A 24,111-nucleotide genomic window follows, 5' to 3' on the forward strand; every position below is an offset into this window, starting at 1 on the left:
CGTTGGCTTCAGCGACGCCGTGGCGAGTAGTCAGGGCAGGAACACGGTGAGTGCTGCAGCGGTCCAGGCGCCGAGCAGGAGCCACGGGCCGTAGGCAAGGGGTCCGCTGTGCCGGGTGGCCTTGGCCCAGGCGATGGCGGCCAGCGAGCCGATCAGGACGGCAACTAGAACCAGGGTGAGGTTGTAGGCGCCGATGGCGAGGCCGGCGGCGGCGGCGAGCTTGACGTCGCCCATGCCGATGCCGCCACGAGTCAGCAGGTGGCTGGCCAAGAACACGGCCCCGGCCAGGAGCCCTCCCAGCAACGCGGAGAGCGCCACTGACGGCTTACCGGCCACCACCGTGACCAATCCGACGGCGACGAGGATTGCGGCCGCCACGAGGCCGGATACCCGGTTGGGAAGACGGTTCACGTCCAGGTCGACCGCTGCCAGCCAAGGGCCGGCGAGGGCCAACGGAAGGAACGGCAGGACCAGGACCGGCGAGGCATTGGCGGCGGCGACGGCGGGCAGGGTCGCGGTCGCGGTCGCTGTAACCCACGGCACCCAGCGTCGTGGTGCCGGGATGGGTAGGTCGCGTTCGTCACTTCGCCGGTATCCGAGCAGGTCGAGGTTCCGCCGGGTACCGACGCCGATGCCGTACCCGGCTGCCGCTGCGGCGAGGGTGGTGACGATGAGTGTGATGGGGGTGATCACCTGATCTCCTTGTCTGTGCCGATTATCACCCGGTCACCACCGCGGTCCGGGTCCATCACGGCGGATGCCGGGGTTGTCGGGCAGGGGCTGGCCGCTTGGCTGGGTGGGGCTGGTGACCGTTTCGTAGAGGCCGGCGTGTTCGCGGGCGGTCTTGGCCGCCTGCCAGGACGCCTGTTGGGAGGCCCTGCGGACGTCGTTGTTCCACGCCTTCACCATTGAGGCCAGCGCGCACCGCACCAGCGATGCGGGCACCTTGGCGTGCTGAGCGATGTGTTCGACGCCGGCGCTCCAGCGGGCTCTGGGCTGCGCCGCCAGTACCTCCACAGCCTGCAGGATCTTCTGCGAGGCGTCGGTGGGTGCCTTGAGGCGCCGGTCGATGAGTTGTTCACCCAACGGCCGTGCCGTGGTCAACGCCTGCAGCAGTTGCCGGCTGTGGCCGTCGGCGACCAGGTCGGCCGGGTCGCGTCCGGCTGCGCTCAGGTCGGCGTGTAGCGGGTCGATGGTGTAGCTGGCCAGTAGCCAGTAGTCGCGTTCCGCCGCGGCCTGCCCGGCGCTGTCCGGGTCGGTGGCGATGACCGGCTGCACCCCGTGACGGTGCAACTGTTGGACCTGGTTCTCGGTGAGGCTGGTGCCCAAAGGAGCGACGCCGATGTAGCGATCATCGCCGGTGAGGGTCAGCGCGATCGCATCCATTGGTCCTTCCCCCAGGACGGGCACGGTGCCCGGGTGGAGGGTGCCGGCGACGAACAGTTGGTCGCCCTTGGCGAACAGGGGAGTGGTCGCGGTGTTGAGGTACTTGGGGCCCCGGTTGTCGCTATCGGCCACGGTGGGGTTGCGGCGGCCGACGAAGCCGAGCACCTGGCCGTTGTGGATGATGGGGAACATGGCCCGGTCCCGGAACCGGTCGATGAGTCGTCCGGTGGACGCGGTCTGGGCCACGCCGGCGGTGATCGCCTCCAGGTCGGTAATGCCGTGGCGCCGCAGATGCTGCACCAGTGCGGTCCAGCTGTCGGGGGCGTAGCCTGCGCCGAATCGTTCCAGGCCGGCTAGGTCGGTGTTGAGTCGTCCGGTCAGGTAGGGCGCGGCCCAGCCTGCGGTGAGCCGATCGGTGTAGAAGTCGGCGGTGAGCCGGTTGACCAGCTGCAGCCGGTCCAACGGCACCGGAGAGTTGCCGATCTGGTCGGCACGTTCCATCATGGCCCGCACCTGGGCGTCGGTGAGATCCGGAGGTCCCATCCGGTCCCGGATCATGCCCTGGATGGTCAGTACTGCGTCATCGTCGAGGTCCATCTCGCCCATCTCGCCGGTGCCTGCCGGGCCGTCCGTCCACGGGTCGGGGTCGGGTTCGACCAGGTCGGCCACGTCGGGCAACCAGACCGATTCGGGATCCGCCACCGGCGTGTGATCGCGGTCGGGGAACAAGTCGGTGGGGAGATCATCGGGGGGCTGCTGGTCGGGGTGGATGGGTTCGTCCTCGCCCGGCTCGCTGCGGTCGGTGAGCAGCGACAGCCGCCACACCCAGCCCTGGCATGGGTCGGTGTGGCCGGCCAGGTCGGCCCGGTCGCCCTCGTCAACGAGCTGCGGCAGGTTCCAGCCGCGTTGCAGGCCGCGCTCGATGGTGGCGACCAGCGCCGGCCACCACGGGCTGTCCTGCAACCCGGCGGCCCGGTCACCGACCAGGGTGGTGAACGTGTCCAGCCAGGCGGTGGCCAGGTGATGGTCGCGGTCGATGTTGGCGGCGATGGCGGGACTTAGTTTGCCCGACAGCCGCCACCACAGTGCGGCGGCGGCGTGGTCGTCGGGTAGCGGCCCGGCGCTGATCGCATGGTCGAGCAGTTGGCGGGTGTTGATGCCGGCCGAGGACATTTGGGACAGACGCGCGGCCAGTACCGGGGCGAAGGTGTCGGCGAGGATGGTGGGGCTGAACCGGTTCAGCAGCGGCGACCATTCATCGAGCGCGGCCGACTGGCAGGCATTCAGTCGCGCCTGCAGCCGGCGCTGCACCCGCAGCTGGGCTAGCCCGTGCACGGGTTCGCCCAACGGCCGGGTGTCGGCCGGGTCGGTTTTGTGCGCTGCCCGCCACACCTCGATGTCGGCGATCAGGTTGGCGCTGGGTGTGCCGGCGATCGCCTGCCCCCAAACCGGCTTGTCGGCGCTGAGCGCGTCTGCGCGGACCTGTTCGGCCAGTTCGTCGACCAGTCCCGCGCGGGCGGCCAGATACGGTCCCCACAGCGGATGCTCGCGCAGCCCGGCGGGGATGGCTGGTAGCCACGGCATCGGGCCGCGCTGGTTGCGCCAGCCGGCGTCGGCGATCCGCCAAGACAGCACACTGCACGGGTCCAGGTGGCGACTGATCGGGTCCTCGCAGGCGTCGGCGAGGGCCTGGATCGGGTCGCGGCCGTCGGCTTGGACGAGCAGCAGTTGGGCACGCAGGACCGGCCAGGTTTCCGAGCTGGTCAGTTGCGGCAACTGCGCGTCGATCACGTCATGTATGGCCTGAATGGTGTTGGGGGTGGCGATGTGGCCGGCGGCGAAGCTGATCGCGTCGCTGTAGCGTTCGGCGGCCTCTCCGAGCCGGGTGGTGGGGGCGGAGGCGAGGCGCAGGCTGGTGGTGGCCGAGACGGGTGATTCGTCCCGGGCCAGGATGGATTCGAGCAGGTCGGTGGGGGTCAGTGGGTTGACTGTTTCGGGCCGGATGACGCTGTGCGGGTCGCCGTCGCCGACGACCACCAGGTAGGCGTGGTTGGCTTCGCGTCCGCGGGTCAGCATGGTGTAGGTGTGCTGGCGTGATTCGGTGCCGGTGAGCAGGCCGTGCATGGTGTCGGCGGTGACGCCTTGGGCAGTGTGGGTGGTGCAGGCATAACCCAACTCGACCTGCTCGGTGACGTATTTGGCTGGGAGCAGGACGGTGCGACGAGACTGGATGTGTTGAACCTTCAGGGCTCCTCGGCGGGTCACGCGTTTGATACGCCACCGGTCGCCGTTCTTTACCCAGTCGGCGGCGCTGGTCCGCAACGTGCGGTTGTTCTCCCGGGTGATGATTGTGTCGCCGGCCGATGCCTGGTTGCCGTCGGCGAGTTGCACGCTGCGGTGGACGACGTGGCCGTTGAGGCGTTGGGTGCGGGCCCGCCTATTGAGTTCGGAAACCAGGTCACGGGTCGGAGCCAGCATGATCGAGTCAAGGCCGCCGGTGATGTCGGCCGACCAGGCGGCGAACAGGTCGTCGGCCATGGTGGTGGCATCACCGACGTGGATTCGGTGCTGGTCGAGGTAGAAGCCGAGCGCGGAGGTTTGACCCTCGCGCAGCGCTAGCGATGCCGATCCCTCGGCCCGGTCGGTGAACCGCACCAGCTCCGACAGATGCAGCGCGCCGTGGGTGGATTGGATGTCGCGCAGCACCCCGCCGGCGCCGATCGCGGCGAGCTGCTGATCGTCGCCGATCAACCGGACGCTGCCGCCTCGATCAAGGATGTGGGTGACGGCGGCATCCAACGACAAGGTGTCGGCCATGCCGGCTTCGTCGATGATCACCAGTGTGTCCGGGCCGAGGCTGCGGACCCATTTGGGCACCCCGTCCTTCGGGTGCGCCAACGACCACACCAGCTTCGCCAACGTGTCAGCGGTGCCGGTAATCTGTTCACCCAAACCGGCGGCGGCCGCCGCGGAGGGGGCTAGTCCGACCACGGTTCCGCCATCACCACTCCAGGCACGCGAGAGGGCACTCATCGCGGTGGTCTTGCCCGAGCCGGCCGGTGCGATCGCCAACTGCAGCCGTGCACCGGAGGTTGCCATTTCCCGCACCAGCAGCACCTGGCCGGCGTTGAGCCGGGTGCCGTTGGCTTCACATTCCAGCAGTGCCACATCGACCGCAGCCGGCGCCAACCTCTTGCCGTCCCCGCGGCCCGCGGCGGCGACCAGGCGCGCCTCGGAGGCCAGGATCGCTTGCGAGGTGTACAGCTGCGAACCGGCCACGCTGTACACGCTGGCACCATCACTGCGCCGCAACACCTCAGGCTCCTGCGGCTCATCGTCGGCGACCGGTTTCGTCAACGGCCGGCACAGGCTCAACGCCTCCGTGACGAGCCGGTCCACCACCGTTTCCACCCTGGCGGCGGGCACCGCAAGGTCACGGATGTGGCGGTGCGCTTCAGCCCGCAAATGCCAGGTTTGCCAACTGGAACGATGCGCCTGGACATGCGCCAACACCTTCCCTGCGGTGCGCCGCACCCACTGCTCATCGGCCTGCTGCACAGCGCGGGGGCGTAGCGGGTGAAGCGCTTTGTCGATCATCTGCCGGATCGCGTCACGGCTGCCCAACACCTCGATCGCTTGGGTGAACCAGGTGGCGCGCTGCTCGGCCAGGGTGCGGGATTCGTGCTTGGCGTCGCGGGTTTCCAGGGTGGCCTGCTGTGCCAGCGCGATGGATTCCACCGGGGTCGGCGGACGTCCGTGATCGTGCTGGAAGGCGGCCGCCAACTCGGTGCGGCGGGCCTCGATCGACACCCTTCGGGTTGACCAGCGCTGGTTCAAGCTGGCCTCGACGCCGACGATTTCTCGCACCGGACGCTGCCGCGGATCGGTCTGCGGACGGGCCTCGAACCGCACCCCGATGTTGCTTGCGAGGTGCCGCTCCAGAGCGGTGTTGTAGGTCTCCGAGGCGGCCACGACGGCCTTGTGCAACACCCGCCCGTCGATCGACAACCAGCGTCCGTCGCGGGTTTGGACCTTGTTCGCGACCGCCACATGGGTGTGCAGATCGGGATCCCCGGCTCGGCTGTCGCGGTGGGTGAACGCGGTGCCGACCAGGCCGTTGACTTCCACTTGGCGCACACCGTTTGTGCCGGTTCGGGTGAACAATGCGTGGGTTTCGATGAAGTGCAGCGCGTCCGCGACCGCGCTGCGATGCGCCAACTCGATCGCCGCCGCCACCGGGGCTGGGGCCAACGCCCACAACGCCGAGACTGACTTCACCGGCGAAAAGGTCAGGTCGTAGCCGGCGACAGCGGTGGTCTGCTGCCTGGACAGTTTGGCGATGTGACCGGCCAGCTCGCGCTCATCCAACGGGTCACGGTGAAACGTGGCGCGGAACATTTCCCGTCCCACCTGGGTGCGGATGCGGGCACGATCCTCGATCGCCACCGCGGCCCTGGTCGGTTTGCCGTTGGCGCTGTTCAGCTTCTCCAACCGGCGCGCCACCTCGATCCGGAAATCGGAGATGTCGTTGTCGAACACCTTGAACGGCTGGCCCAGCCGGGCAGCCTCGCGCCACGACTTCTCGGTCAGCCCACGCTCCGGTAGGGCCTCCTGACGCTGCCGCGCCAGCGGGTGATGGCCCGAACCGAACAGGGACGTCATTTGCTCGGCAGTGACCTCATCACCGACGGCCAATCCGTCGATGCCGGCCAGGCCGGAACCGACCCACACGCCAGGGGTTTCGCCCTTCTCGGTGTAGTAGGAAGCCAACCCGGCGTGGCCCTTCTCGGTCGAATCCATCGCCGCTACTTGACGGGTCAGATAGTCGTAGCCGGAACCTGCGGTGATCTTGTGCAGGCTCATCGTCATACCCCTTATAGAGCCGGCGAAGCCGCCGCTTTTCGGACACCAGTCGCTGCACGAACCGGCCGAGACTGCCGAAGAGTCATCTGGCAAGCGCACACGTCGCCCGGCTGAAGCTCCGGCACGTGCAACAACGCTCGGTCCCGGCGTGAATGCAAGAGGTGTGTGGCGCTTGGGAGTGATCGAAAACAGGGGATAGGTGACGTGCCTGAGGGGGTGGCGGGTCTGGCAGAAGTTGGTGGGATGGCGGGCATCGAGGAGAGATCTCTCTGGTGAATCTGCGGTGGATCGTGTCCGGGAAGTGGAGCTTGGAGCGGCTGAAAGGGAAGTGAAGAGGACGTTTCGGGTTCAGGGGATGGAGGCGGCGAGGTTCGTGGTGAAGCAAGCGGTACGGCAGGATGCGCGACGTACGGTGCGGGAGGCGCTGGATGCTCGACGCCGGTCACAGATGGAGGCCGAACGGCGGCAGGCGACCTTGGCTGTGACGGTGCTGAGCGCGATCGCGGAACGCCAGGCGGCGGTCGCGGCCGCCGACGATGCGGCCGCGACCGCCGTGCAGGCGTTGCTCGGCGAGGGTCTCGAGTTGGCCGACATCGAGCTGCTGTGCGGTTCCACGGTTGGGTTGAAGGAGCTGCAGCGGCTGGCGAAACTTCCGCTGCGCACACCGGCGGAGAAGGCGTCGTGATGACCCGCAGCCGGCCGATTATTCCGCGGAATAATCCGGTCGCGGTCGTCTCCAGGACTGCGTCGTGGCGGTGGGCGTGGGCGGCTGCTCAGGTCACTCCGGTGCTGTTCTCGAGTTACGTGTGGTTGATCATCGGCACGCTGCAGCCGTTGCTGATGGTGGCGCTGCTGGCGGCTGCCGTTGTGCTGATCGCGGTGCGCAACACCACGTTCGGTCTGTGGTGGCGCTACGGAGCTTCCAGGCTGGAGGGGGGCCATCGGGACCGGGTGGCGGCCGCCATCGTGCCGGTGGCGAGCCTGCCGTGTCTGTGGGTGGGCCGTCGGATGCCGGCGGCGCTGGTGGCCTTGCCGAGTGACTCTGACTTGGTCGTCTCGAGCCGAGTGGTGAACTGGGTTGTTCGGGGCGGCTACACCGACTTGCAGGTCAGCGCTGTGGTGGCGCACGGTGTCGGCCAGCAGGCGGTGACCCGGTCGCGGATGGTCGCTGCCGGTGAGGCGTTCACCCTGCCCTGGTCGCTGCTAGTGATGCTCGCCGCACCGATCGTGGGCCGGCTGTGGACGTTCGGTCTGATCCGTGGCGGGTGGACGGTGCGCTGGGTGGTGTTCGCGGTCGCGGTCTGGCAGTCCTACAGCGAAGGCCGTTGGGTCGGCATGTGGGGAGTGCTCGTGATCGCCACCTTGAGTTGGTCGACCGGCTACCTGCACCGCCGGTGGAGTCGGCGGCTTGAACTGCTCGGCGATCAGCGGGTGATCAGCGAAGGGCTCGGCCCGGTGCTGGCCGAGATGATCCGGCACGCCGTTCCGCTGAACCCGCGGCGCATCGACCGTCTGCAGGGGGTGTCGTCGTGAACGGCACCGCGCGGCAGGTGCTGCGTGACCTGCGGCAGGGCGTGGTCGATCGGTCGCCCGCGCTGCTGGTGATGGTGCTCAGGTGGGCTCTGGTGCTGGTGTGGATGGTGTACGGGCCGGTGTGGGTGGTCGACCAGATGGTGCGGCCCGACTGTGCCGTGGCGGTCTTCTTGGTCATCTGGGTGTACCTGCTTGGTAAGGCGATGTGGTCGGCTTGGCGCATCTTCTCGCCGGAACGCCGTGTTCATCGTGAGCTGGCCGCGATGGTTCAGAGGGCCGAGCGGTGGTGACCAGCGGTGCGCCGTCAGCCGGGCTGCGGGTGGTGTCCTACGGGGGAGGGGTGCAGTCGACCGCGCTGTTGGTGTTGGCGGCACAAGGCCGGGTCGACTTTCGGGTGTTCCTGATGGCGAACACCGGTGATGACAGCGAGCATCCGGCCACCTTGCGGTACGTGCGGGAGGTGGCGGTCCCGTTCGCGGCACAGCACGATCTCGAGTTGCACCTGTTGGACCGCACCCGCCGCGATGGTTCGGTGGAGACGTTGTGGGGACGGTTGACGAAACCGGGGTCGCGGTCGGTGCCGATCCCGGTGCGGATGTCCAACGGCGCTCCAGGGACGCGCAGCTGTACCGCGGATTTCAAGATCAAGGTGACGGGCCGGTGGCTGCGTCAGCACGGCGCCCACGCCGGCCGCGCCTGTTCGAACTACACTCGGTTCGGGCCATGCCCGCAGCACCAGCTGTCGACGTCGGTGCGGGGGTGCCGCCGGCACCCGGTGGAGGGCTGTGATGGGTGCGTACCGGCGTCCAGGGCGACGGTGGCGATCGGGATCAGCGTCGACGAGATTCACCGGGCGAACAATCGCCGCGTCGAGGACCACGAGGACGTCGTCTACCCGCTGCTGGATCTGCGGCTGCGCCGCGATGACTGCATGCGGATCATCCGCGCCGCTGGCCTGCCGGTGCCGCCCAAGAGCGCGTGCTTCTTCTGCCCGTTCCGCAGCCCCGCCGCCTGGCTCGACCAGGCGACCGACGAGCCTGATCTGTTCGCCCGCTCCTGCGAACTCGAGGATCTGCTGAATCGTCGAAGGGCTGCGCTGGGTCGTGACCCGGTGTACCTGACCCGGTTCGGGGCGCCCCTGGCGCAGGTGATCGGCACCGCTCAGGAACGGCTGTTCGACCACGACCCCGGCTGCGACTCGGGCTGGTGCATGACATGACGCAAACGGTGGCCGATGGGGCGAACCCCAACAACCGGAATCTGAAGGAGGCATGACCATGGCGGACAACGGGGCTCGGCAGACCCGCATGATCGTTCCAGGGGATGCGGAGTGGCCATCAGGGTTGGAGGTGATGGGCGCCGACCAGCCGGACCGGCTGTTCATTCGGGGTGATGCGTCGTTGGCGGAGCTGACCGAACACTCGGTGGCTGTGGTGGGGTCTCGCGCCTCAACCGCCTACGGCGAGACGGTGGCTATCGATTTGAGTGTCGACCTGGTCCGCGTGGGGTACGGGGTGGCGTCGGTGGGCGGTTTCGGGATCGCGGCCGCCGCCCACAGGGCCGCGGTGGCACAAGGCGCCCCAACGGTGGCTGTCGTGGTGGCCGGCTTGGACCGCTTGCATCCGCGAGCGAACCGGCCCCTGTACGACAGCATCGTGCGCGAGGGGCTGCTGGTGTCTCTCTCTGCCGACGGTGTGTTGGGGAGCAGGCGGGACCTGCTGGCCAGTCAGGGGCTGCTCGCAGCCCTGACGCAGGCGACCGTGGTGGTGGAGGCCGCTGCACGATCCGGCGCCTTGCATGTTGCCGATCAGGCGCGGTCGTTCGGCAGGCCTGTCATGGCGATTCCCGGCCCCGTCACCTCGGCGGCCTCCAGCGGCACCAACCGGTTGATCGCGTCGGGGCAGGCGGATCTCGTCACCAGCGCTGAAGAGGTCCGTGCCCGTCTCACCGTAGGCGAGGTGCCAGGTGTGGAGACTGTGGTGTTGCGGCCCGGGGCCGGGCCCGCTGTCGGTGCGTGGGAGCGTGTGGTGGCCCCCTCCCGACCCGGTTCGGTGGAGCCGGACCCGCACACTCGGCAGGTTCGCCACGACATCCCACTGTTCTAGCTGGCGGGGGTGTGAAGAACCATGACGATGCACGACTCACCTGGCACTGATCGGGTTAGGACACCCTCGGAGGGGGTGTTCTTCGCCGACGGTTTGGTCACCTTGTACTGCGGCAGCGCCGACCAGGTTCTGGCCGGCATGCCGGCCGGCTCGGTGGATTGCATCGTCACCAGCCCGCCCTACTACGGTCTGCGCGACTACCAGATCGAGGGCCAGACCGGCATCGAACCCACTCCCGCCGGCTACATCGAGGCGCTGGCGGTGGTGTTCGCGCAGGCCCGCAGAGTGCTGGCCGATCACGGCACCCTATGGCTGGTGCTGGGCGACAGCTACAGCACCAAGAAGCGCGGATCGGACAATGGATGGGAGTCGTCGCGGCTGAGTAATCCGGCCCGGGTCCAGAAGATGCAGAGCGCAGCGATGCGGCAGGGCCGGGTCGTTTGCTTCGACCGGAAAGCGAAAAACCTGTTGGGGATGCCGTGGCGGGTGGCGTTCGCGTTGCAGGACCAAGGGTGGATCCTGCGCAACGAGATCGTGTGGGCGAAGTCGAACCCGATGCCCGAATCGGTGACGGACCGGCTCAGCTGCAGCCACGAGAAGGTCTTCTTGTTCTCGAAGGCGAACCGGTACCACTTCAACAAGAGTGCGGTGGGACGCAATCCGGGTGATGTGTGGGTGATCCCGACAGTGCCGTTCGCCGGTGCTCATTTCGCGGTGTTCCCGCCGGAACTCCCGCGGCGGGCGATCGCCGCCGGCTGTCGGCCGGGTGGGGTGGTGTTGGACATGTTCTCTGGCTCCGGCACGACCGGACTGGCGGCCGCCGAGCTGGGGCACCGCTACGTCGGCGTTGATCTGAATCCGGCCTATCTCGAGCTGAGCCTGCGGACCCGGCTGGAGCAGCCCAGCCTGACCGCGCAGGCCAACGCGGCCATCGTCAACGAGTACGACAACAAGAAGGGTGCGTGACCATGATGCAGCAAGGGGTACCGGTGAGAGTGCCGGATCGGGTGCTGGTGTTGCAGGAGCTGCTGGAGCAGATCGACCAGGTGTCACAGGCCGGAGATCCCGACGGGGAACTGGCCTCGTTGCAGGCCGAGTACCGGCTGCTGCGGGGTGAGCTGTGATGGCCACATCGCGTCGCAGCTACAGCGAAGCGGAGAAGGAGCAGTTCGCGCAGCAGCGCAAGGAGAAGGTCGACGAGCTGCACAAGCAGTTGGCCGACAACGTCACCCGGCTCAACGAGGGGGAGGCGTGGCAGAAGTGGTTGTCGATGGCCGCCAAGTTCCACCGCTACAGCTTCAACAACGTGCTGCTGATCGCCGTGCAGAGGCCGGACGCCACGCTGGTCGCCGGCTACCGGGCCTGGCAGTCGATGGGCCATCAGGTGCGCAAAGGAGAAACGTCGATCAAGGTGTTAGGGCCGGTGACCAGGCGGATGCCGGTGCTGGACTCTTCGACGGGGCAGCCGGTTCGGGATTCCTCCGGTGAGGTTCTGTATCGGCGGCAGATGATCGGCGTCAAACCGGTGGCGGTGTTCGACGCGTCCCAGGTCGACCCGCCGGTGCCGACGCCGCCGCAGCCGCAACTATTGACCGGGCAGGCACCGGAAGGGTTGTGGGACGCCCTGGCCGGCATCGTGGTCGCGGAGGGCTACCGGGTGACGCGGGGCGACTGCCATGGCGCGAACGGGTTCACTGATTACGCCGGCCTCGAGGTGCGGGTCCGTGACGATGTGGACGACGCACAAGCGGTGAAAACGCTCGCCCACGAGGTGGGTCACGTGCTGCTACCGCCTTCCCCGGGGGAGTCGATGCTGTCCGGAACGTGCCGCGGGTTGGCCGAAGTGGAGGCCGAGTCGGTGGCCTACATGGTCACGCAGGCGCACGGTTTGGATTCGGCGCAGTACACGTTCAGTTATGTGGCCGGCTGGGCGCAGCAGGCGAGCACGGCGGAGATCTCCGTCGCCGACGTGGTCGCGCAGACGGGGGCGAGGGTGATCGGGGCGGTCGACACGATCCTGAGCCGGACCCTGAGCCAGTCCGACGCCGAAGTTGTCTTGGTCGACGAGCTGGCCGCCACGATCGGAGTGGGCTCGGCGGAACTCGACACTGCGACGGTACCGGCAACGGTGTGGGAGGTGGTCACATCGGATCAACGCCTGGGTGCCACGGCGGACCGTCACCAGCCCGCCGGCCCGCCGGCGGCCCGAACCGCGCCCAGCCTCTGACGTTGCGAGGTGAGTCATGGTGGCGCGGGTGAGGCGGGTGGCGCCGGCTGCTCAGCCGCCACTGCCGTTCGCCAGGGTGGGTGACCTGCCCCGGTTCTGGGACGGGCGGGCGGTGCTGTGGAAGGGGTGGCGCGACGACTGGGACCAACGCTTCGCGCCCCGGCCGGCGATGGAATGTGCAGCGTGCGGCTCGACCACTAAGCCGGCCACTACTCTGGATAGGGTGGCGGAGTCGCCGCTGTACAGCCACGCCATGATGGAGGCCGACGACGCGGCCGCGGCGCGGCTGCCGCCGATCGCTCGGGACAGGTTCAAGCCGCGCGGCCGCAGTTTCTACCGGCTGATGGTGTTCCGCTGCCGCGACTGCGGCTACGACATGGTGCTGGACGACACCGGCTCAGAATGGGAGCTGGACGACGACGACTACGGACCTGACGGGTCGTGGCCACGGTGAGAGCGGCCATTGCTGCTCTGGCCGGATGCCTGTTGGTGACCGGCTGCCAGCTGACCTCGGGCCACCCCACCACCACCGCGGCGGCCGCGGTCGAGTTGCGTCGGCCGCGGGTGGTGGACGGCGACACCTTCGACGCGACCGATGCTGACGGGCGGCGGGTTCGGGTGCGGCTGATCGGGGTTGATGCGCCGGAGATCCGGCACGGGGCGACACCAGCGCAGTGCGGCGCTGTCCAGGCCCAGCAGGAGTTGCGCCGGCTGCTGGCCACGGTGGCGTCGCTCCAGATGGTGCCGGATCCGAACTCGGTGGCGGTGGACCGCTACGGCCGGCGGCTCGGCTACGTCCAGATCGAGGCCGGTGATGTGGCGCTGCTGCTGCTCAGGGCCGGTGTGGTGGAGGCGTGGGGGCCGCGGGGGGCTGCGGCGCCGACCCGCCTGTCTGACTATCGGGCGGCACAACAGGTCGCGCAGGACGCGGGTGCCGGATCGTGGCGCACCTGCGGCACCCTGGGCCGCTGAACGAATCCCGTTTTCGGCTACCCCGCGAAGGTGGTCGTGACGTCCGCGGTGCTTGGGTCGTGCTTTCAGTCCAGGCCGTCGTGCTTGCGCAGGGAGGCGATGATTTGTTCGCCGTGGCGATGCCGGGCAGGTCCGTATTCGTTGCGGGTCAGGGTGGCCCTGTACCGGATTTCCCGGCCCCCGATTGGCTTGCACCATCATGTGGCCTTGGCTGCTGGGGCGGTGATGTCGTAGCCGCCTAGCGGGGAGTAGCCGGGGACGGCGCGGGTGCCTTTTGGGTTGCGTTCGGTGAGGATGGGTGCGCCGTCGATGAGCCAGTGCGGCGGGTAGTGTGCCTGGACCCATTCGGCGATCTTCTTGGTGCCGTGGGGTCCGTGCCGGGTGACGCGGATCTTGTTGGGCATGACGGGCAGGCTGCGCCAGCCGGGCATGGCGTGGTCGTGCCAGGCTTCGACGGCGGCGCTTTCGTCGGGGTCGATGTGGTGCCAGCGGCAGCTGGTGCAGATGGCTTGGCTCATCGTGGAGCCGGGCAGCGGTTGCTGGGTGTGGTCGTGGTTGGCCTGGTCCCGGCCGGGTGAGGCGGTGCCGTACAGGTGGAGGTCGCAGCGGCCGTCGGCGTGGTAAAGGTGCAGTTGGTGGTGTTCCAACAGCAGCGGTTTGCTGGCGATCGCGGGGTGCCACATGTGGCTGAACGGGTAGCTGCCGAAGTTGCCGTATTGGGCGTTCCAGCGGGCCAGGGCGGCGTCGAGTTCGGCCGGGGTGTAGAAGTCGGTGGTGTAGCGAAGCGGGCAGCGGCCTTCCCAGGGGGTGGCGGCGACGGCTTCGCGGGCGAGCTGCTCGGTGTCGAACAGCATGTCCTGGCTGGCGGTCATCAGACGGCCTTGGGTAGCGGCTGTTGGCGGCAGGTGAAGATCGCGACACAGCTGTAGCGGTGCGGGCTGGTGAGGCTGTTGGGATCGGGCAGGAACTGGGCCAGCACGTCATCAACGCTGCTCTTGGCGGGTCCGCCGACCCAGGACAGCACCAGGTGGCTGCGGGCGGCGCCGTGCCCGCGGGTCAAGCGGAACCGGGTGTGCGGGAAGGCGTGGTGCAGGGTGGCGAGGATGGTTTCGCTGGTGCGTTCCACGCTGAGTGGGTGCGCGGCGGGTGGGCGTTCGACCCAGCCGGGGATCTCGAAGCCGAGCAGTTCGCACAGGGTGCGGGTCTGGTCGGGGTGGTGGATCAGGTCGGTGAGGATGGCGTAGGTCTCCACGGCGAAGTCCTCGCGGCTGAGGTGGTCCAGGCCGGTGCGGTTGGTGCGCAGACAGTCCTCGACCAGGCAGATGGTGGCGGTGTCGAGATGGTCGGGGTAGCCGGCGTCGGTGATCGCTGTGGCGATGACGTCACGGTAGGCGCTCAGCGGGGTGGATCTGGGGGCTGGGCCTCCGGACGGGGTGGGAACGTGGCGGTCGCACTGGTAAACGTCGCCCACCACGGTGAGTGGGCGGTCCTCGCGGCCACAGGTGTCGCAGTACTGCTCAGACATGGTTAGTCACCTTTCACGGGGGTTTGGTCGCCGTCAGCGAAGGGGCTCAGGCGGGGTAGGTGTTGTAGGGGTCGAAGTAGTGCTCGAACAGTCCGCATGGTCCGCGCAGCACCAGGTGCTCCTCGGTGCGGCCCTGGTGGGCGGTGACTGTGAACGGTTCGCTCAGTTCGCCTTCGAACATGAGCCGGATCTGTTGACCGGGTAGGGGCGGGACGGCAGCGGCGCGGGCCAGGTCTCCTGCGCCGCCTGGTGGGCGCGGTGGTGAGCGAGAGTGGCGAGGATCCGGTCGCGTTCGTCGCGGTTTTGCAGTCGGCGGCGTTCGGTGAGACCGACCACCCAGTCGGGGTTGATCGCGGACACGATCGCGGCCCAGGCATGTTCCCGGTCCCAGGTGTCCATCGCGGCACCGTGGGCGTTGATCCAGGCGTCGGCGAAGTCCCACAGATCGTCACGCTCAGTTGGCAGATCGGCCAGGTGTACGCCGGCGACCACGACGGGGTTCGCCTCGCCGGTCATGATGCCCGCACCTCGGGCTCGCCGTAGCTGGCGGGGGTGATGGCGAACACCCACACGCTGATGCGTGCGCCGGCGTCGCGGAAGCCGCGCATCTTGGGGCAGCCGACCTGAACGATCCGGGACCTGCGCCTCATCTCGGTCTCGGCGAAGGTGCCCTCCAGTGCGGCTGCGTAGGGGTCGAAGCGACGGCGGTCGCGCACGTCCATGCCGTAGCTGAACGTCGGGCCCTGCACGGTGCAGGTGCCGATGGGGTCGTCGGGTTCCTCGAGTAGGTGGACGGTGACGGTGATGGTGCTCATTTGGGGTGCTCCTTCCTTGCAACCTCTCCCTTGATCGTACTACGCAGACGTAGTAGGATCAACAGTGTTGGGAGGTTGAGAACGGCTCGATCTCCGTTGAGCGGGAGAGGGACTGGGCGATGAGGATCACGATGGGGGCCGATCGGGGCACGGTGACGAGCATTGAGCTGGGGCCGGCTGCGGAGCCGACCAACCCTGCTGTCGGTGTGGGCTACTTCGATGCAGGGGAGCTGGCCGGGTACGGCGGCAACCTGTACCTGTTCGCCGACGGGGTGGAGATCGGCTCGCTGTTCTTCCATACCGTGGATGGCCGACTGCGGGTGGCGTTGGGCCAGTTCGACCCGCAAGGGGGGTGGGTGGAGCGAAACCCGGTGGGTGTGGTGACCGATCTGCCCGGTGGCGCTGAGATGCTGGCCGGCCTGGCGCCGGTGGGGGACTGAGCGATGGGTGCGGCGTTGCGGGTGGCGGTGGTGGGTCGACGGTCGGCCGACACCGGAGCTGCCGTCGCCTTGGCCGAGCTGGTGGGTGCCGAGTTGTGCCGGGCCGGCCACACCGTGCTGGTGTCGTTCGGGTACGGGGTCGCGGCCGCGGCGCTGCGGGCAGCGGCCGATCAGTCGGCGTGCGGGTACGGCCCGCCACCGGCGGCGTTCGCCGCCCACCACAACGGCCGCGTCCTGGTCGGCGGGCTGCTGCGGGAGATGGATGAGCACTTGGCCCGTTGGCACGGCGCCGGGCAGATCCGCTGGCACTACACCGAGCCCGGCTACCGCCCGCCCGAGTTCCGGTCCGTGCTGGCTGCTCACTGCGACGCGATGGTGATCATCGACGGCCTGGTGCGGGGCGGGGCGGCGATCGAGGCGGCGCATGCGGCCGCTTTGGGGCGTCTCGTGTTCGTGCCGGCCGGCGTGCCCGGTGACGACGTCGCCGGCCACACACTGCCAGCGCGGCTGCTCGCCGACGCAGCGGCCCGCCCGTTCCTGAACCCGGCAGGGCTGTGTGCCGAGCTGGCTGCACTGCCCACAGTGGTGGGGGAGGGGGCGTGATGCGCGGCTGTGACATCACCATGAACGATTACTTCTGCGGCGGTGGGGGCTCCTCCACCGGTGCTTTGCAGACCGGTCTGGTGCGGGTGCAGACCGCGGCGAACCATTGGGACAAGGCCATCGAGACCCACGCCAGCAACCATGCCGCGACCCGGCATGTGTTGTGTGACCTGTCGAGCTTCAACCCGCGCCGCATCCCGGCCGCCACCATCGGCTGGTTCTCACCCGAATGCACCCATCATTCCTCGGCGCGCGGCAAGAAACGGCAGGAGCAGTTCGGCCCGGACCTGTTCGGTGAGACGTTGCCGAGTGAGGCGGCGGAACGGTCCCGGGCGACCATGTGGGACGTGCCCCGGTTCACCGAGGCGCACCGCTATCAGGCGGTCATCGTGGAGAACGTTTTCGAGGTGCTGCAGTGGGTGATGTTCGACGCCTGGCTGCTGGCGATGACCTCGATGGGCTACCGGTATCGGATCGTCAGCCTGAACGCCATGCACGCCTGGGCGCAGGGGCCGGCGGTCGGGCAGTCGCGGGATCGTGTGTTCATCGTGTTCTGGAAGGCCGGCAACCGGGCACCCGACCTGGACGACATGCTGGCACCGCCGGCCTGGTGCGAGCGGTGCGGGCAGATGGTGGCCGGCGAGCAGGCGTGGAAGCCGGGCCGGAGCGCTGGCCGCTACCGTGCCCAGTACCTGTACCAGTGCCGGGTCTGCCACGACGTGGTGGAGCCGGTGGTGCTGCCCGCCTCAAGCTTCCTTGACCTGACCAACACCGGCACCCTGATCGGGGACCGGACCCGGCCGCTCAAGCCGCGCACCATGGAACGGATCAGGGCCGGCATCGAGAAGTACTGGGGGCCGCTGGCGGTGCCGCTGGAGGGCCGCGACGGGCTGAACGCACGCAGCATCACCGAGCCGCTGCGGACCATGACCACCCGCAACGAAACCGGGCTGGCGACCCCGCCGTTCATCGCCGAGCTACGCGGCACCTCCACCACCCGGCCGGCCAGCGACCCGCTGTCAACGATTACCGCCGGCGGCTTCCACCACGCCCTGGTGACGGCCTACTACGGCAAGGGAGACACCCGCCCGGTCAGTGATCCGATCGGCACCGTCACCACCCATGAACGACATGCGTTGCTGGTGCCCGCCGGCGGCACCTGGAACGACACCGCCCAATCGGTCGACGAACCGATCCGCACCGTCACCACCCGCGACACCACGGCGCTTTTGATGCGCAACCACACCCCGCGCGGCCAGCTCGCCCAGATGGTCACCCCGGCGGCCACCGAGCCGATCCGCACCATCACCGCGTCCATCCCGCACAGCGTGCTGGCCGCCGAGCAGCCCACCATCGACCTCGACCAGGTGTACTTCAGGATGGTCGAACCCGCCGAATCGAAGCTGGCTCAAGGCTTCCCCGGCAACTACGTCATGGTCGGCACCCGCCGCGAGCAACAGATCCTCGCCGGCAACGCTGTCCCCCCACCATGCGGCCGCGACCTGGTCGCCGCCGTCGCAGCCAGCCTCCAAGCAGCCTGAACCGGGAAGGGATCACACCCAATGATCAACTTCGACCAACTCTCCAGCGTCCTGTTCACACTGCTGGCCCTCACCATGCTGGTCCTCGGCTTGTGCCGGTTCGCGACCGGCCGCAGCGCCATCGGCTTCTTCCTGGTCGCCGCCGCAGCGTTCCTGATCCCCAGGTTCGTCGGTTCCGTCGCCGACGTCTTCCCACGACAGACGACGACCGCCCCCGTCACCTTCGACAACCTCTCCGGCTGGTGGTGGGTGGCGATATTGCCGGTGTTGGCGATGGTGGTGGTGCCAGTGCTGGTGACCCACTGGCCCGATCGCAGCCATCCCTCGCCGCAACCGCCGGCCTGCCTGCATCGGGCGAGGTGGTACCTGGCCGGTGACGGGCCGGTGGGCTGGCTCACCCACCCCCAGTTCTTCCGCGACGCGCAGACGAACCGGTGGGTGCTGAAGGTGAATGCGGAGGTGGCAGGCAGCGCCGAGACCGAACGGCTGTGCGAGCAGATCGTGGCGGCATGGCACAGCTCTCGTCGAGACGACATCGATCCCGCGTTGGTCGACGGCGACCCGACCCGGCTGGCGATGCTGCAGCAGGCGCTGGAACTGCTCCACCCGCCCGCGACCGCCACGCAACGGGCCGTTGCGGCGCGTCTGATCCTCACCGCCGACCCGCAAGGCATGCCCGCTGCGCTCACAACCAGGCTGACGCGATGGGTGTGGGCAGCGCCTGGTGCCATCTGGCCCACGCTGGCCGACAACATCCCGGGGACCGTCACCGAAGGGGGCCCGCCGGAGGCTTGCCACTACGAGACGTATCCCCCGCAAGGCGCCGATCGGGACCGGTGGTGAGCGGCATCCGCAGCATGATTGTGGTGTTGGGTCGTGGGCGGCCGCGCAGCGGTGGGGGGACAAAGAGGCGACTTCAGCGAACCGGTCACTCTAGGCTCACCGGCATGCACAGTGAACAGCGTCCCCCCGGTGCGGAATGGCGGTACAAGGAGATCGCCGACCAGCTCGGCGTCACCGAAGGCACCCTGCGTAACTACCGTGCCCGGGGCCAGATGCCTGAACCGGACGGCCAGGACCGCTACGGGCCATGGTGGCATCCGGCGACCATCACCAGCTGGGCAGCGAACCGTCCCGGACCCGGCAACCGCAGCGGCCGCCGAGGCCACCGACCCCGCAACGCCGGAGCCGAATCGAGCACCCATGACCTATGACGAACTCGACCAAGCCAAGAACCTGCTGTTCACATGGCGGCGCACATCCTGGCCGTGGCCTGCCTGGCCGCCGCCGTCCTAACTGGTTCGCTCCAGGGCGACCAACTGATCAAACCCTCACCCACCCCCAACCGGAAGGAACCGTCCATGATCACCCGTTCCCGAGCCGCCACCGGTGGCCAGGCACCCGTCCCCGCACCCGTCAACGGCATTGACCGGGTCTCCGCGATCCAGGTCGTGCAACTGGCCTACCTGGCAATGCGCAACCTCGCCCCGGCCAAGAAGGGCGTACTGATCGCCGCCATCACGACCCTCATCGTCGCCGCCGGTGTCCTGTACGGGATGGGGGAGACGCCGACCGCCACGGTGCTCCTGGTCGGCGTGCTCGCCGTGTTCCCGGCCGCAGGGATCGTCGGAATCTGGATCAACACCCACCCCGCGAAAGGGTGGGTGCGCGGCATGTTCTCCACCACCGGAACACAGCTGATCCGCCAGGACGGCGACCGGTGGAACCTCACCGACCACTACGCGTGGGTCCGTGGCCGCGGTGCCGCCCGGCCGTTCCGACGGCAAGCCTTCGCCGAACTCGCCCGGCAGGCCGACCTGCTCCAGGTCGTCATCACGATGGACACCCGAGTTCAGACGTTACGGGACTACTACCTCGAGGACATGCCCGGCCTTCAGTTCGACCGGACTAGCACCAACGAGGCCGGCGAAACGGTGTGGCACCTGATCCGCCACCCGCAGCCACCCATTCAGGAGGAACGATGAAGAGTGATCTCGACAGCCTGGTTCGCTACGGCGAACGGGTCCGTGAACAGGCCGACCAGGCGTGCGCCGCCGGCGAAGGACTGGCGCGAGTCGCGAACGGCACCAACGGCCATCCCCGCCCCAGTCGCCTACGACCTCCTCGGCAACGTCAAGGTGCTGCTGTGGCACCTGCGGGAGGTCACCGAGTCCCTACCCACCGGAGTGGCCAACTCGCTCACCGAAAACCGCCTGACCATCTACGACCGGGGACCCCAAGCCAGGCTCGCCTTCAAAGCTTCCGGTCTCGAAACTCGACAAGCCCCACAGTGTTTCCCTCGGGGTCGCGTATGAACGACTGCCACTCCTCTTGCCCGATCGGGCCGAGGGTATTCGTATCGTGGGTGAAGATACGGTGCGCCGTAGAGAGAATCTCCAGGTCGCCGACGCGCGCGACCGCCGATTCCAAGTCGTCGACACGGAGATAGAGCAGCGCAGACGGCGCTTCCCGATCAAGGAGCAACCGGACGCCTGCCAGGTCAAAGAACACGAGCCCCGGTGGATTAAACGCGGCTACAGGGGGCGAGCTGATGAGCGCGGAGTAGAAGGCGGCTGCCCGCTCGAGGTCTTGGACCCTCTGCGCCACCTGGACAAGGGCCGATCCGGTCATCTGTCTGCCTCGCGTCCGTCGCGAACGGTTGCGAGCGATCGCTCAAGGATCTCCCTCAGCACATCGCGATCTACTGCCGACAAGCGGGTGAGGTAGAGGCAGGCGGTGCTCGTGCGATGGGGACCGAGTCGATCGAGCAGATCGGGCCACCTCTCGGCGAATCCCTCCACCAGGTAGAGCGTGTGCTTGGCGCCGGACGCGAAGGCGATCTCGGGTGCGATGCCCTCGCGCCCGCTGTCGTAGGTGTACTCGTATTGGCCGAAGCCGACGATCCGATCAGCCCACACCACGGGGGGCCGTTGCGCCACTTCCTCGAAGAGGTCGAGGAGTTCAGCGACCTCTTCGCGTCGCTGGCCTGTGGCGCGATCGAGCGCCTCCTCGACCCTGGTGTCGGAGGGCATCACGATGCGGCCCCGGCTCTGTGCTGCGACTCGACGTACGCCTTGAGGCGGACCAGGTGGTCGCCGTCTTCTTTCTTCGAGATCGCGGCTACGAGGGGAAGCATCACCCGGCGCAATCCCGTCGCTTCGAGCTCGCATGTCCACTCGATGCGAGTTCCAGCAGCTTCGGGGTGAAGGCGGTATCGGTAGGTAGCAGTGATGCCCTCCGCCGCGCTGGTGATTGCGAATGTCGACGGTGGGTCAAGGGTGACGATCCGCAGCCGACCTGTCGATTCCTTGCCTTTCACGAGACGGGTTTCCTCGATCATGGACCCCTCGGCAAGGGGCTCGTCTGCCACTTTCACGCTCCTCACCACGCCCTCGACGTAGTCGACCGATCGAGTGGGATCTGCCAGGACGGCGAACACGTCCAGCGGGGGTCTGTCGATGTGCTCGGTGAACTGAAATCCGATCATGGCGCTCCTTCTGGATGAGTATGTTGTCGGTGCTCAAGAGGGACATAGGCGTGGGTGTCGCTGATGCGGGCAGCGCCGGTGACAGCTTGGTCGACGTGATGAACCTCGAAGGGTGATTCGCAGCGGAGACGCCACCCTGCTGAGGGCATCCACCGCACGCCGATAGCGGCGAAGGTCTTCGCTATCTGCTCAGAACCGCCCGTATGTCGATGCACGACGCACAGCTGAGCCGGCATCGTGCGGTACGTAAAGGGGCGAGGCGGGTCTACCGGACCCGGGATCAACAGTGCGGCGTCGAAACGGATCTGGTCTTCATCAACGACATAGGGGTCGTCGCGTGTGATCCCTACCAGACGATCAGATTCGTGTGGGATGCCGCTCGCGGTCGCGAATTCGCGCAGCTGCTTCCAGGGCTCGAGCGAAGGATGTCCGATGCCGAGGCCGCCGTACCCGCGATGCCGCAGCACGAGCAGGTGCCATTCGGGGGTGCGCTCCATCCACACGGGTGACGCGTCGAGATCGAAACGTAGAGTGAGCGGCGTTTCCGCCGCGAAACCCTCAAGTGTCTTGCTCTGCTGCGCCACGTCCACATACTCGCGATAGGCCCGCACCATCCCCCGGTACTCCGAAGGGCTGAGCTCGAAGCGTCTGACGAAAGCTCGGGTGAAAGTCTCGGGCGTAGCGAACCCGGACTCCAACGCGATGTCCAGCACCGTATCGCTGCTCACCTTGAGTCGATAGACCGCTCGCTCGAGCCGCAATTTCCGCAGATGCGCCTTCGGGCTCTCGCCCACAACAGCACGAAATATCCGATGGAAATGATGCGGGGAGAGACCGGCGACCGCCGCGATGTCGGCAAGCGTCACCGGCTCCTCGAGTCGCTCTTCCACCCAGTGGAGCGCTCGACTCACGCACTCCTCATGCCGCCGAGTGGTCGACGGGAGTAGAGGTGCAGACACGCATCGAATCTACGAGCGAGGGTGCTCGACGTCTCGACATTTCTTGCGAATCGACTGGGGCACGCCCAAGCCGATAGCACCGAAAGCGACGCCGCCCGCGAGCACCTGGCGTGGGTCCAGGTCTGGGCAGTCCGCGAGAACCAGCACCACGAGCACCCCAACTGGGCACCCACATGGGACGCGACCAGCGTCGTCTACTACGACGACCTTCGACGACTGGCCGGCTACGAGCCGAGGGAGTGGGAAGCCAACAACTGGCCATGGCCCGCAAACCCGTTGGCGAGGCGACCCTCTGGTGAGCCGCGTCATCGCCGTACCCACCGCCGCAGGATCGGCCGGCAAAACAACCACCCCTGGTCTCCCTGGCCGCCATCCTGGGCGCCCGGGGCCGCAGCGTCCTGGTCGTCGACGGCGACCCCCAAGCCACGGCCACCGAATGGTTCGGCATCGACCCCAACGACGTCGAACTCGACACCGGCGCGGTGATGCTCGGCCGGGTCACGCTCGCCGACGCCACCCCCGACACCAACGTGCCCGGCGTCCAACTCGTCCCCGCAGCGCCCAGCCTCGACGGCGACATGGTCGAGCTGAGCAAGCTGCTCGGCCCCGAGCAACGGCTCAAACGGGCGCTCGCCGACGTCCAGGCGGACGTCGTGTTCATCGACTGCCCTGGCTCGATCAGCCCCTTCACCATCTAGCTGACTGCTGGGTTAGCGACGCGGAACACGGTAGCCCTGCTGACGCCAAAGTGTTCGCCCAGCTGAAGTCGGGGCATGCCGGCGTCGTACAGCTGCTGCAGCCACACGCTCTGTACCGCATCGACGCGATGGTGCGGCTTCCGCATGTCGGTGCGCCTGCTGTGTACCCACTCGGCGTCGACCAAGGCTCGCTCGACCAGGTCGACCTGGAACTGGGTGAGCATCTTCAGGACCTGAAGCTGGGGGAGCGTGTCGAACAACTCGCCACCGACGTTCAGACCGGCACCGCGATCGCCCAGCTGGTCGATCAACTCGGTGATCGCGGCCAGGCTGCGGCCGAGCCGGGTCAGGTTGGCCACCACGAGGGTGTCACGGACCCGCAGTGCCTGCAGCGCAGCTTGGATGCCGTCATCGCCCGCTCCGCCGGCGGCCGCCTGGTCAAGGTAGATGTTCTCGGAGTGGACGCCGAGCTGGTTGAGCTCAGCCACTGCTGTGCGTAGATCGGCCGGGTCGAGCAGGGCGCGGGCGTATCCGACCAGCTTCGGCGGTCTGGTGCGGCACGGCCGCGCGGACGCCTGCTCGCCGGCGGCCAGGGTGTGACCGTGGCCGACCTCGATGGGCGTCGTCGGTGACGTCTCCGGGTACATCGCAGCATCGTGCCCGTGCTCGGCGCCTCCGTGGGTGCTGTCCCAATCCCAGCCGTCAACGGAAACGTCGCTGCTGCACGGTATAGATGACCGGTGTGGAGGCACGCCGGATCATCCCCAACGGGCAGCATGTGTGGGTGCGCCAAGTTAACGGCAGCGAGGCACCCGGCCTGCTGGTGTCCTGGGTGAACCGCAACGGCACATGGTGGGGCAGGGTCGCGATGATTGACGACGATGGTGACCCGGCCCTCGCCGATGTCCTGGGTTCGCTACTTCGGCCCGCCAACGATGTACCTGGCTGAGGACGGGG

30 protein-coding genes are annotated in these 24,111 nt (G+C 68.0%); 18 read left to right on the top strand and 12 right to left on the bottom strand.

The genetic code is table 11. The features are described 5' to 3' along the window. Positions 1-30: 30 nt before the first annotated feature. A complete protein-coding gene (locus MPLG2_RS03880) occupies positions 31-693 on the bottom strand; it encodes a prepilin peptidase (RefSeq protein ID WP_105185010.1) in 663 nt (220 codons plus the stop codon). A 33-nt stretch (positions 694-726) separates the two neighbouring features. Next, positions 727-6,342 (bottom strand): MobF family relaxase, encoded by a 5,616-nt coding sequence (mobF, locus tag MPLG2_RS03885; RefSeq protein ID WP_197710072.1) that lies wholly within the window; start codon positions 6,340-6,342, stop codon positions 727-729. 319 nt (positions 6,343-6,661) lie between these two features. Between mobF and MPLG2_RS03890 the strand changes: the two genes are divergently transcribed. The 10 genes from MPLG2_RS03890 (at position 6,662) to MPLG2_RS03930 (ending at position 13,086) form a co-directional block, all read left to right on the top strand. Continuing rightward, positions 6,662-6,934 (top strand): hypothetical protein, encoded by a 273-nt coding sequence (locus MPLG2_RS03890; protein ID WP_158680855.1) that lies wholly within the window; start codon positions 6,662-6,664, stop codon positions 6,932-6,934. Continuing rightward, entirely contained in the window at positions 6,934-7,782 is an 849-nt protein-coding gene (locus tag MPLG2_RS03895) for a hypothetical protein (RefSeq protein ID WP_158680856.1), read from the top strand. Before MPLG2_RS03890 ends, MPLG2_RS03895 begins: the two co-directional genes overlap by 1 nt. Beyond that, positions 7,779-8,072, top strand: coding sequence for a hypothetical protein (locus MPLG2_RS03900; protein ID WP_105185013.1), 294 nt, complete (start codon positions 7,779-7,781; stop codon positions 8,070-8,072). Before MPLG2_RS03895 ends, MPLG2_RS03900 begins: the two co-directional genes overlap by 4 nt. 113 nt (positions 8,073-8,185) lie before the next feature. Next, a complete protein-coding gene (locus MPLG2_RS03905) occupies positions 8,186-9,001 on the top strand; it encodes a hypothetical protein (RefSeq protein WP_197710073.1) in 816 nt (271 codons plus the stop codon). A gap of 52 nt (positions 9,002-9,053) precedes the next feature. Next, entirely contained in the window at positions 9,054-9,887 is an 834-nt protein-coding gene (locus MPLG2_RS03910; protein WP_105185014.1) for a DNA-processing protein DprA, read from the top strand. Positions 9,888-9,962: 75 nt separating this feature from the next. Further along, complete coding sequence (locus MPLG2_RS03915) at positions 9,963-10,853, top strand: DNA-methyltransferase (protein WP_231935778.1); 891 nt, start codon at positions 9,963-9,965, stop codon at positions 10,851-10,853. Continuing rightward, the gene (locus MPLG2_RS18285; RefSeq protein WP_158680857.1) at positions 10,850-11,011 is read left to right on the top strand and encodes a hypothetical protein; all 162 of its coding nucleotides are present in this window, start codon (positions 10,850-10,852) and stop codon (positions 11,009-11,011) included. The genes MPLG2_RS03915 and MPLG2_RS18285 overlap by 4 nt, the downstream gene beginning before the upstream one ends. Then, positions 11,011-12,114 (top strand): ArdC family protein, encoded by a 1,104-nt coding sequence (locus MPLG2_RS03920; protein WP_158680858.1) that lies wholly within the window; start codon positions 11,011-11,013, stop codon positions 12,112-12,114. Before MPLG2_RS18285 ends, MPLG2_RS03920 begins: the two co-directional genes overlap by 1 nt. A 28-nt stretch (positions 12,115-12,142) precedes the next feature. Then, positions 12,143-12,568 carry a hypothetical protein gene (locus MPLG2_RS03925; protein WP_158680859.1) on the top strand — a complete coding sequence of 142 codons (426 nt, stop codon included), beginning with the start codon at positions 12,143-12,145 and terminating at the stop codon, positions 12,566-12,568. Positions 12,569-12,603: 35 nt separating this feature from the next. Then, complete coding sequence (locus MPLG2_RS03930; RefSeq protein WP_158680860.1) at positions 12,604-13,086, top strand: thermonuclease family protein; 483 nt, start codon at positions 12,604-12,606, stop codon at positions 13,084-13,086. Positions 13,087-13,283: 197 nt separating this feature from the next. Here the strand turns inward: MPLG2_RS03930 and MPLG2_RS03935 are convergent, their stop codons facing one another. From MPLG2_RS03935 to MPLG2_RS03950, 5 genes are read right to left on the bottom strand one after another with little or no spacing between them, the layout of a single operon-like run. Beyond that, positions 13,284-13,958 carry a DUF6349 family protein gene (locus tag MPLG2_RS03935; protein WP_105185018.1) on the bottom strand — a complete coding sequence of 225 codons (675 nt, stop codon included), beginning with the start codon at positions 13,956-13,958 and terminating at the stop codon, positions 13,284-13,286. Then, the gene (locus MPLG2_RS03940) at positions 13,958-14,611 is read right to left on the bottom strand and encodes a hypothetical protein (protein ID WP_105185019.1); all 654 of its coding nucleotides are present in this window, start codon (positions 14,609-14,611) and stop codon (positions 13,958-13,960) included. Before MPLG2_RS03940 ends, MPLG2_RS03935 begins: the two co-directional genes overlap by 1 nt. Before the next feature lie 46 nt (positions 14,612-14,657). Then, on the bottom strand, positions 14,658-14,792 hold the full coding sequence (locus MPLG2_RS19615) for a hypothetical protein (RefSeq protein WP_269459167.1): 135 nt from the start codon (positions 14,790-14,792) through the stop codon (positions 14,658-14,660). Then, positions 14,774-15,127 carry a hypothetical protein gene (locus tag MPLG2_RS03945; protein WP_105185020.1) on the bottom strand — a complete coding sequence of 118 codons (354 nt, stop codon included), beginning with the start codon at positions 15,125-15,127 and terminating at the stop codon, positions 14,774-14,776. Before MPLG2_RS03945 ends, MPLG2_RS19615 begins: the two co-directional genes overlap by 19 nt. Beyond that, positions 15,124-15,426 (bottom strand): hypothetical protein, encoded by a 303-nt coding sequence (locus MPLG2_RS03950; RefSeq protein WP_105185021.1) that lies wholly within the window; start codon positions 15,424-15,426, stop codon positions 15,124-15,126. The genes MPLG2_RS03945 and MPLG2_RS03950 overlap by 4 nt, the downstream gene beginning before the upstream one ends. 119 nt (positions 15,427-15,545) lie before the next feature. Between MPLG2_RS03950 and MPLG2_RS19620 the strand changes: the two genes are divergently transcribed. The 6 genes from MPLG2_RS19620 to MPLG2_RS03980 all read left to right on the top strand — a co-directional run bounded on the left by MPLG2_RS19620 (position 15,546) and on the right by MPLG2_RS03980 (position 19,995). After that, positions 15,546-15,866: a hypothetical protein gene (locus tag MPLG2_RS19620; RefSeq protein ID WP_105185022.1), complete on the top strand. Its 321-nt coding sequence runs from the start codon at positions 15,546-15,548 to the stop codon at positions 15,864-15,866. 3 nt (positions 15,867-15,869) lie between these two features. After that, positions 15,870-16,469 (top strand): hypothetical protein, encoded by a 600-nt coding sequence (locus MPLG2_RS03960; protein WP_105185023.1) that lies wholly within the window; start codon positions 15,870-15,872, stop codon positions 16,467-16,469. Next, the gene (locus MPLG2_RS03965) at positions 16,469-18,010 is read left to right on the top strand and encodes a DNA cytosine methyltransferase (protein WP_105185024.1); all 1,542 of its coding nucleotides are present in this window, start codon (positions 16,469-16,471) and stop codon (positions 18,008-18,010) included. The genes MPLG2_RS03960 and MPLG2_RS03965 overlap by 1 nt, the downstream gene beginning before the upstream one ends. A 21-nt stretch (positions 18,011-18,031) precedes the next feature. Then, the gene (locus MPLG2_RS03970) at positions 18,032-18,853 is read left to right on the top strand and encodes a hypothetical protein (RefSeq protein ID WP_105185025.1); all 822 of its coding nucleotides are present in this window, start codon (positions 18,032-18,034) and stop codon (positions 18,851-18,853) included. Positions 18,854-18,957: 104 nt separating this feature from the next. Further along, positions 18,958-19,224: a MarR family transcriptional regulator gene (locus tag MPLG2_RS03975; RefSeq protein WP_105185026.1), complete on the top strand. Its 267-nt coding sequence runs from the start codon at positions 18,958-18,960 to the stop codon at positions 19,222-19,224. A 33-nt stretch (positions 19,225-19,257) separates the two neighbouring features. Beyond that, positions 19,258-19,995: a hypothetical protein gene (locus tag MPLG2_RS03980; protein ID WP_105185027.1), complete on the top strand. Its 738-nt coding sequence runs from the start codon at positions 19,258-19,260 to the stop codon at positions 19,993-19,995. A 268-nt stretch (positions 19,996-20,263) separates the two neighbouring features. Here MPLG2_RS03980 and MPLG2_RS03985 read toward each other — a convergent pair whose 3' ends face one another. From MPLG2_RS03985 to MPLG2_RS04000, 4 genes are read right to left on the bottom strand one after another with little or no spacing between them, the layout of a single operon-like run. Next, positions 20,264-20,641 carry a VOC family protein gene (locus MPLG2_RS03985; RefSeq protein ID WP_105185028.1) on the bottom strand — a complete coding sequence of 126 codons (378 nt, stop codon included), beginning with the start codon at positions 20,639-20,641 and terminating at the stop codon, positions 20,264-20,266. Further along, positions 20,638-21,042, bottom strand: coding sequence for a DUF1801 domain-containing protein (locus tag MPLG2_RS03990; RefSeq protein ID WP_105185029.1), 405 nt, complete (start codon positions 21,040-21,042; stop codon positions 20,638-20,640). Before MPLG2_RS03990 ends, MPLG2_RS03985 begins: the two co-directional genes overlap by 4 nt. After that, on the bottom strand, positions 21,042-21,497 hold the full coding sequence (locus tag MPLG2_RS03995; RefSeq protein ID WP_105185030.1) for an SRPBCC family protein: 456 nt from the start codon (positions 21,495-21,497) through the stop codon (positions 21,042-21,044). Before MPLG2_RS03995 ends, MPLG2_RS03990 begins: the two co-directional genes overlap by 1 nt. After that, complete coding sequence (locus MPLG2_RS04000) at positions 21,494-22,408, bottom strand: AraC family transcriptional regulator (RefSeq protein WP_158680861.1); 915 nt, start codon at positions 22,406-22,408, stop codon at positions 21,494-21,496. Before MPLG2_RS04000 ends, MPLG2_RS03995 begins: the two co-directional genes overlap by 4 nt. 410 nt (positions 22,409-22,818) lie before the next feature. Between MPLG2_RS04000 and MPLG2_RS04005 the strand changes: the two genes are divergently transcribed. Beyond that, complete coding sequence (locus MPLG2_RS04005) at positions 22,819-23,154, top strand: ParA family protein (RefSeq protein ID WP_269459180.1); 336 nt, start codon at positions 22,819-22,821, stop codon at positions 23,152-23,154. Here MPLG2_RS04005 and MPLG2_RS04010 read toward each other — a convergent pair. Continuing rightward, complete coding sequence (locus tag MPLG2_RS04010; protein ID WP_105185033.1) at positions 23,151-23,801, bottom strand: recombinase family protein; 651 nt, start codon at positions 23,799-23,801, stop codon at positions 23,151-23,153. The genes MPLG2_RS04005 and MPLG2_RS04010 overlap by 4 nt on opposite strands. Before the next feature lie 95 nt (positions 23,802-23,896). Between MPLG2_RS04010 and MPLG2_RS04015 the strand changes: the two genes are divergently transcribed. Beyond that, complete coding sequence (locus tag MPLG2_RS04015) at positions 23,897-24,103, top strand: hypothetical protein (protein ID WP_158680862.1); 207 nt, start codon at positions 23,897-23,899, stop codon at positions 24,101-24,103. Positions 24,104-24,111: the final 8 nt, after the last annotated feature.

The sequence above is a fragment of the Micropruina glycogenica genome, assembly GCF_900289045.1.
In the GTDB taxonomy this organism is placed as follows: domain Bacteria; phylum Actinomycetota; class Actinomycetes; order Propionibacteriales; family Propionibacteriaceae; genus Micropruina; species Micropruina glycogenica.

Excerpts from the sequence above, each read along its gene's own strand:
- MPLG2_RS03895 (WP_158680856.1), top strand. The coding sequence starts at position 6,934 with ATGACCCGCAGCCGGCCGATTATTCCGCGGAATAATCCGGTCGCGGTC.
- MPLG2_RS03905 (WP_197710073.1), top strand. The coding sequence starts at position 8,186 with ATGGCGAACACCGGTGATGACAGCGAGCATCCGGCCACCTTGCGGTAC.
- MPLG2_RS03910 (WP_105185014.1), top strand. The coding sequence starts at position 9,054 with ATGACCATGGCGGACAACGGGGCTCGGCAGACCCGCATGATCGTTCCA.
- MPLG2_RS03920 (WP_158680858.1), top strand. The coding sequence starts at position 11,011 with ATGGCCACATCGCGTCGCAGCTACAGCGAAGCGGAGAAGGAGCAGTTC.
- MPLG2_RS03935 (WP_105185018.1), bottom strand. The coding sequence starts at position 13,958 with ATGACCGCCAGCCAGGACATGCTGTTCGACACCGAGCAGCTCGCCCGC.
- MPLG2_RS03940 (WP_105185019.1), bottom strand. The coding sequence starts at position 14,611 with ATGTCTGAGCAGTACTGCGACACCTGTGGCCGCGAGGACCGCCCACTC.
- MPLG2_RS19615 (WP_269459167.1), bottom strand. The coding sequence starts at position 14,792 with ATGTTCGAAGGCGAACTGAGCGAACCGTTCACAGTCACCGCCCACCAG.
- MPLG2_RS03945 (WP_105185020.1), bottom strand. The coding sequence starts at position 15,127 with ATGACCGGCGAGGCGAACCCCGTCGTGGTCGCCGGCGTACACCTGGCC.
- MPLG2_RS03950 (WP_105185021.1), bottom strand. The coding sequence starts at position 15,426 with ATGAGCACCATCACCGTCACCGTCCACCTACTCGAGGAACCCGACGAC.
- MPLG2_RS19620 (WP_105185022.1), top strand. The coding sequence starts at position 15,546 with ATGAGGATCACGATGGGGGCCGATCGGGGCACGGTGACGAGCATTGAG.
- MPLG2_RS03960 (WP_105185023.1), top strand. The coding sequence starts at position 15,870 with ATGGGTGCGGCGTTGCGGGTGGCGGTGGTGGGTCGACGGTCGGCCGAC.
- MPLG2_RS03965 (WP_105185024.1), top strand. The coding sequence starts at position 16,469 with ATGCGCGGCTGTGACATCACCATGAACGATTACTTCTGCGGCGGTGGG.
- MPLG2_RS03970 (WP_105185025.1), top strand. The coding sequence starts at position 18,032 with ATGATCAACTTCGACCAACTCTCCAGCGTCCTGTTCACACTGCTGGCC.
- MPLG2_RS03975 (WP_105185026.1), top strand. The coding sequence starts at position 18,958 with ATGCACAGTGAACAGCGTCCCCCCGGTGCGGAATGGCGGTACAAGGAG.
- MPLG2_RS03980 (WP_105185027.1), top strand. The coding sequence starts at position 19,258 with ATGGCGGCGCACATCCTGGCCGTGGCCTGCCTGGCCGCCGCCGTCCTA.
- MPLG2_RS03985 (WP_105185028.1), bottom strand. The coding sequence starts at position 20,641 with ATGACCGGATCGGCCCTTGTCCAGGTGGCGCAGAGGGTCCAAGACCTC.
- MPLG2_RS03990 (WP_105185029.1), bottom strand. The coding sequence starts at position 21,042 with ATGCCCTCCGACACCAGGGTCGAGGAGGCGCTCGATCGCGCCACAGGC.
- MPLG2_RS03995 (WP_105185030.1), bottom strand. The coding sequence starts at position 21,497 with ATGATCGGATTTCAGTTCACCGAGCACATCGACAGACCCCCGCTGGAC.
- MPLG2_RS04010 (WP_105185033.1), bottom strand. The coding sequence starts at position 23,801 with ATGTACCCGGAGACGTCACCGACGACGCCCATCGAGGTCGGCCACGGT.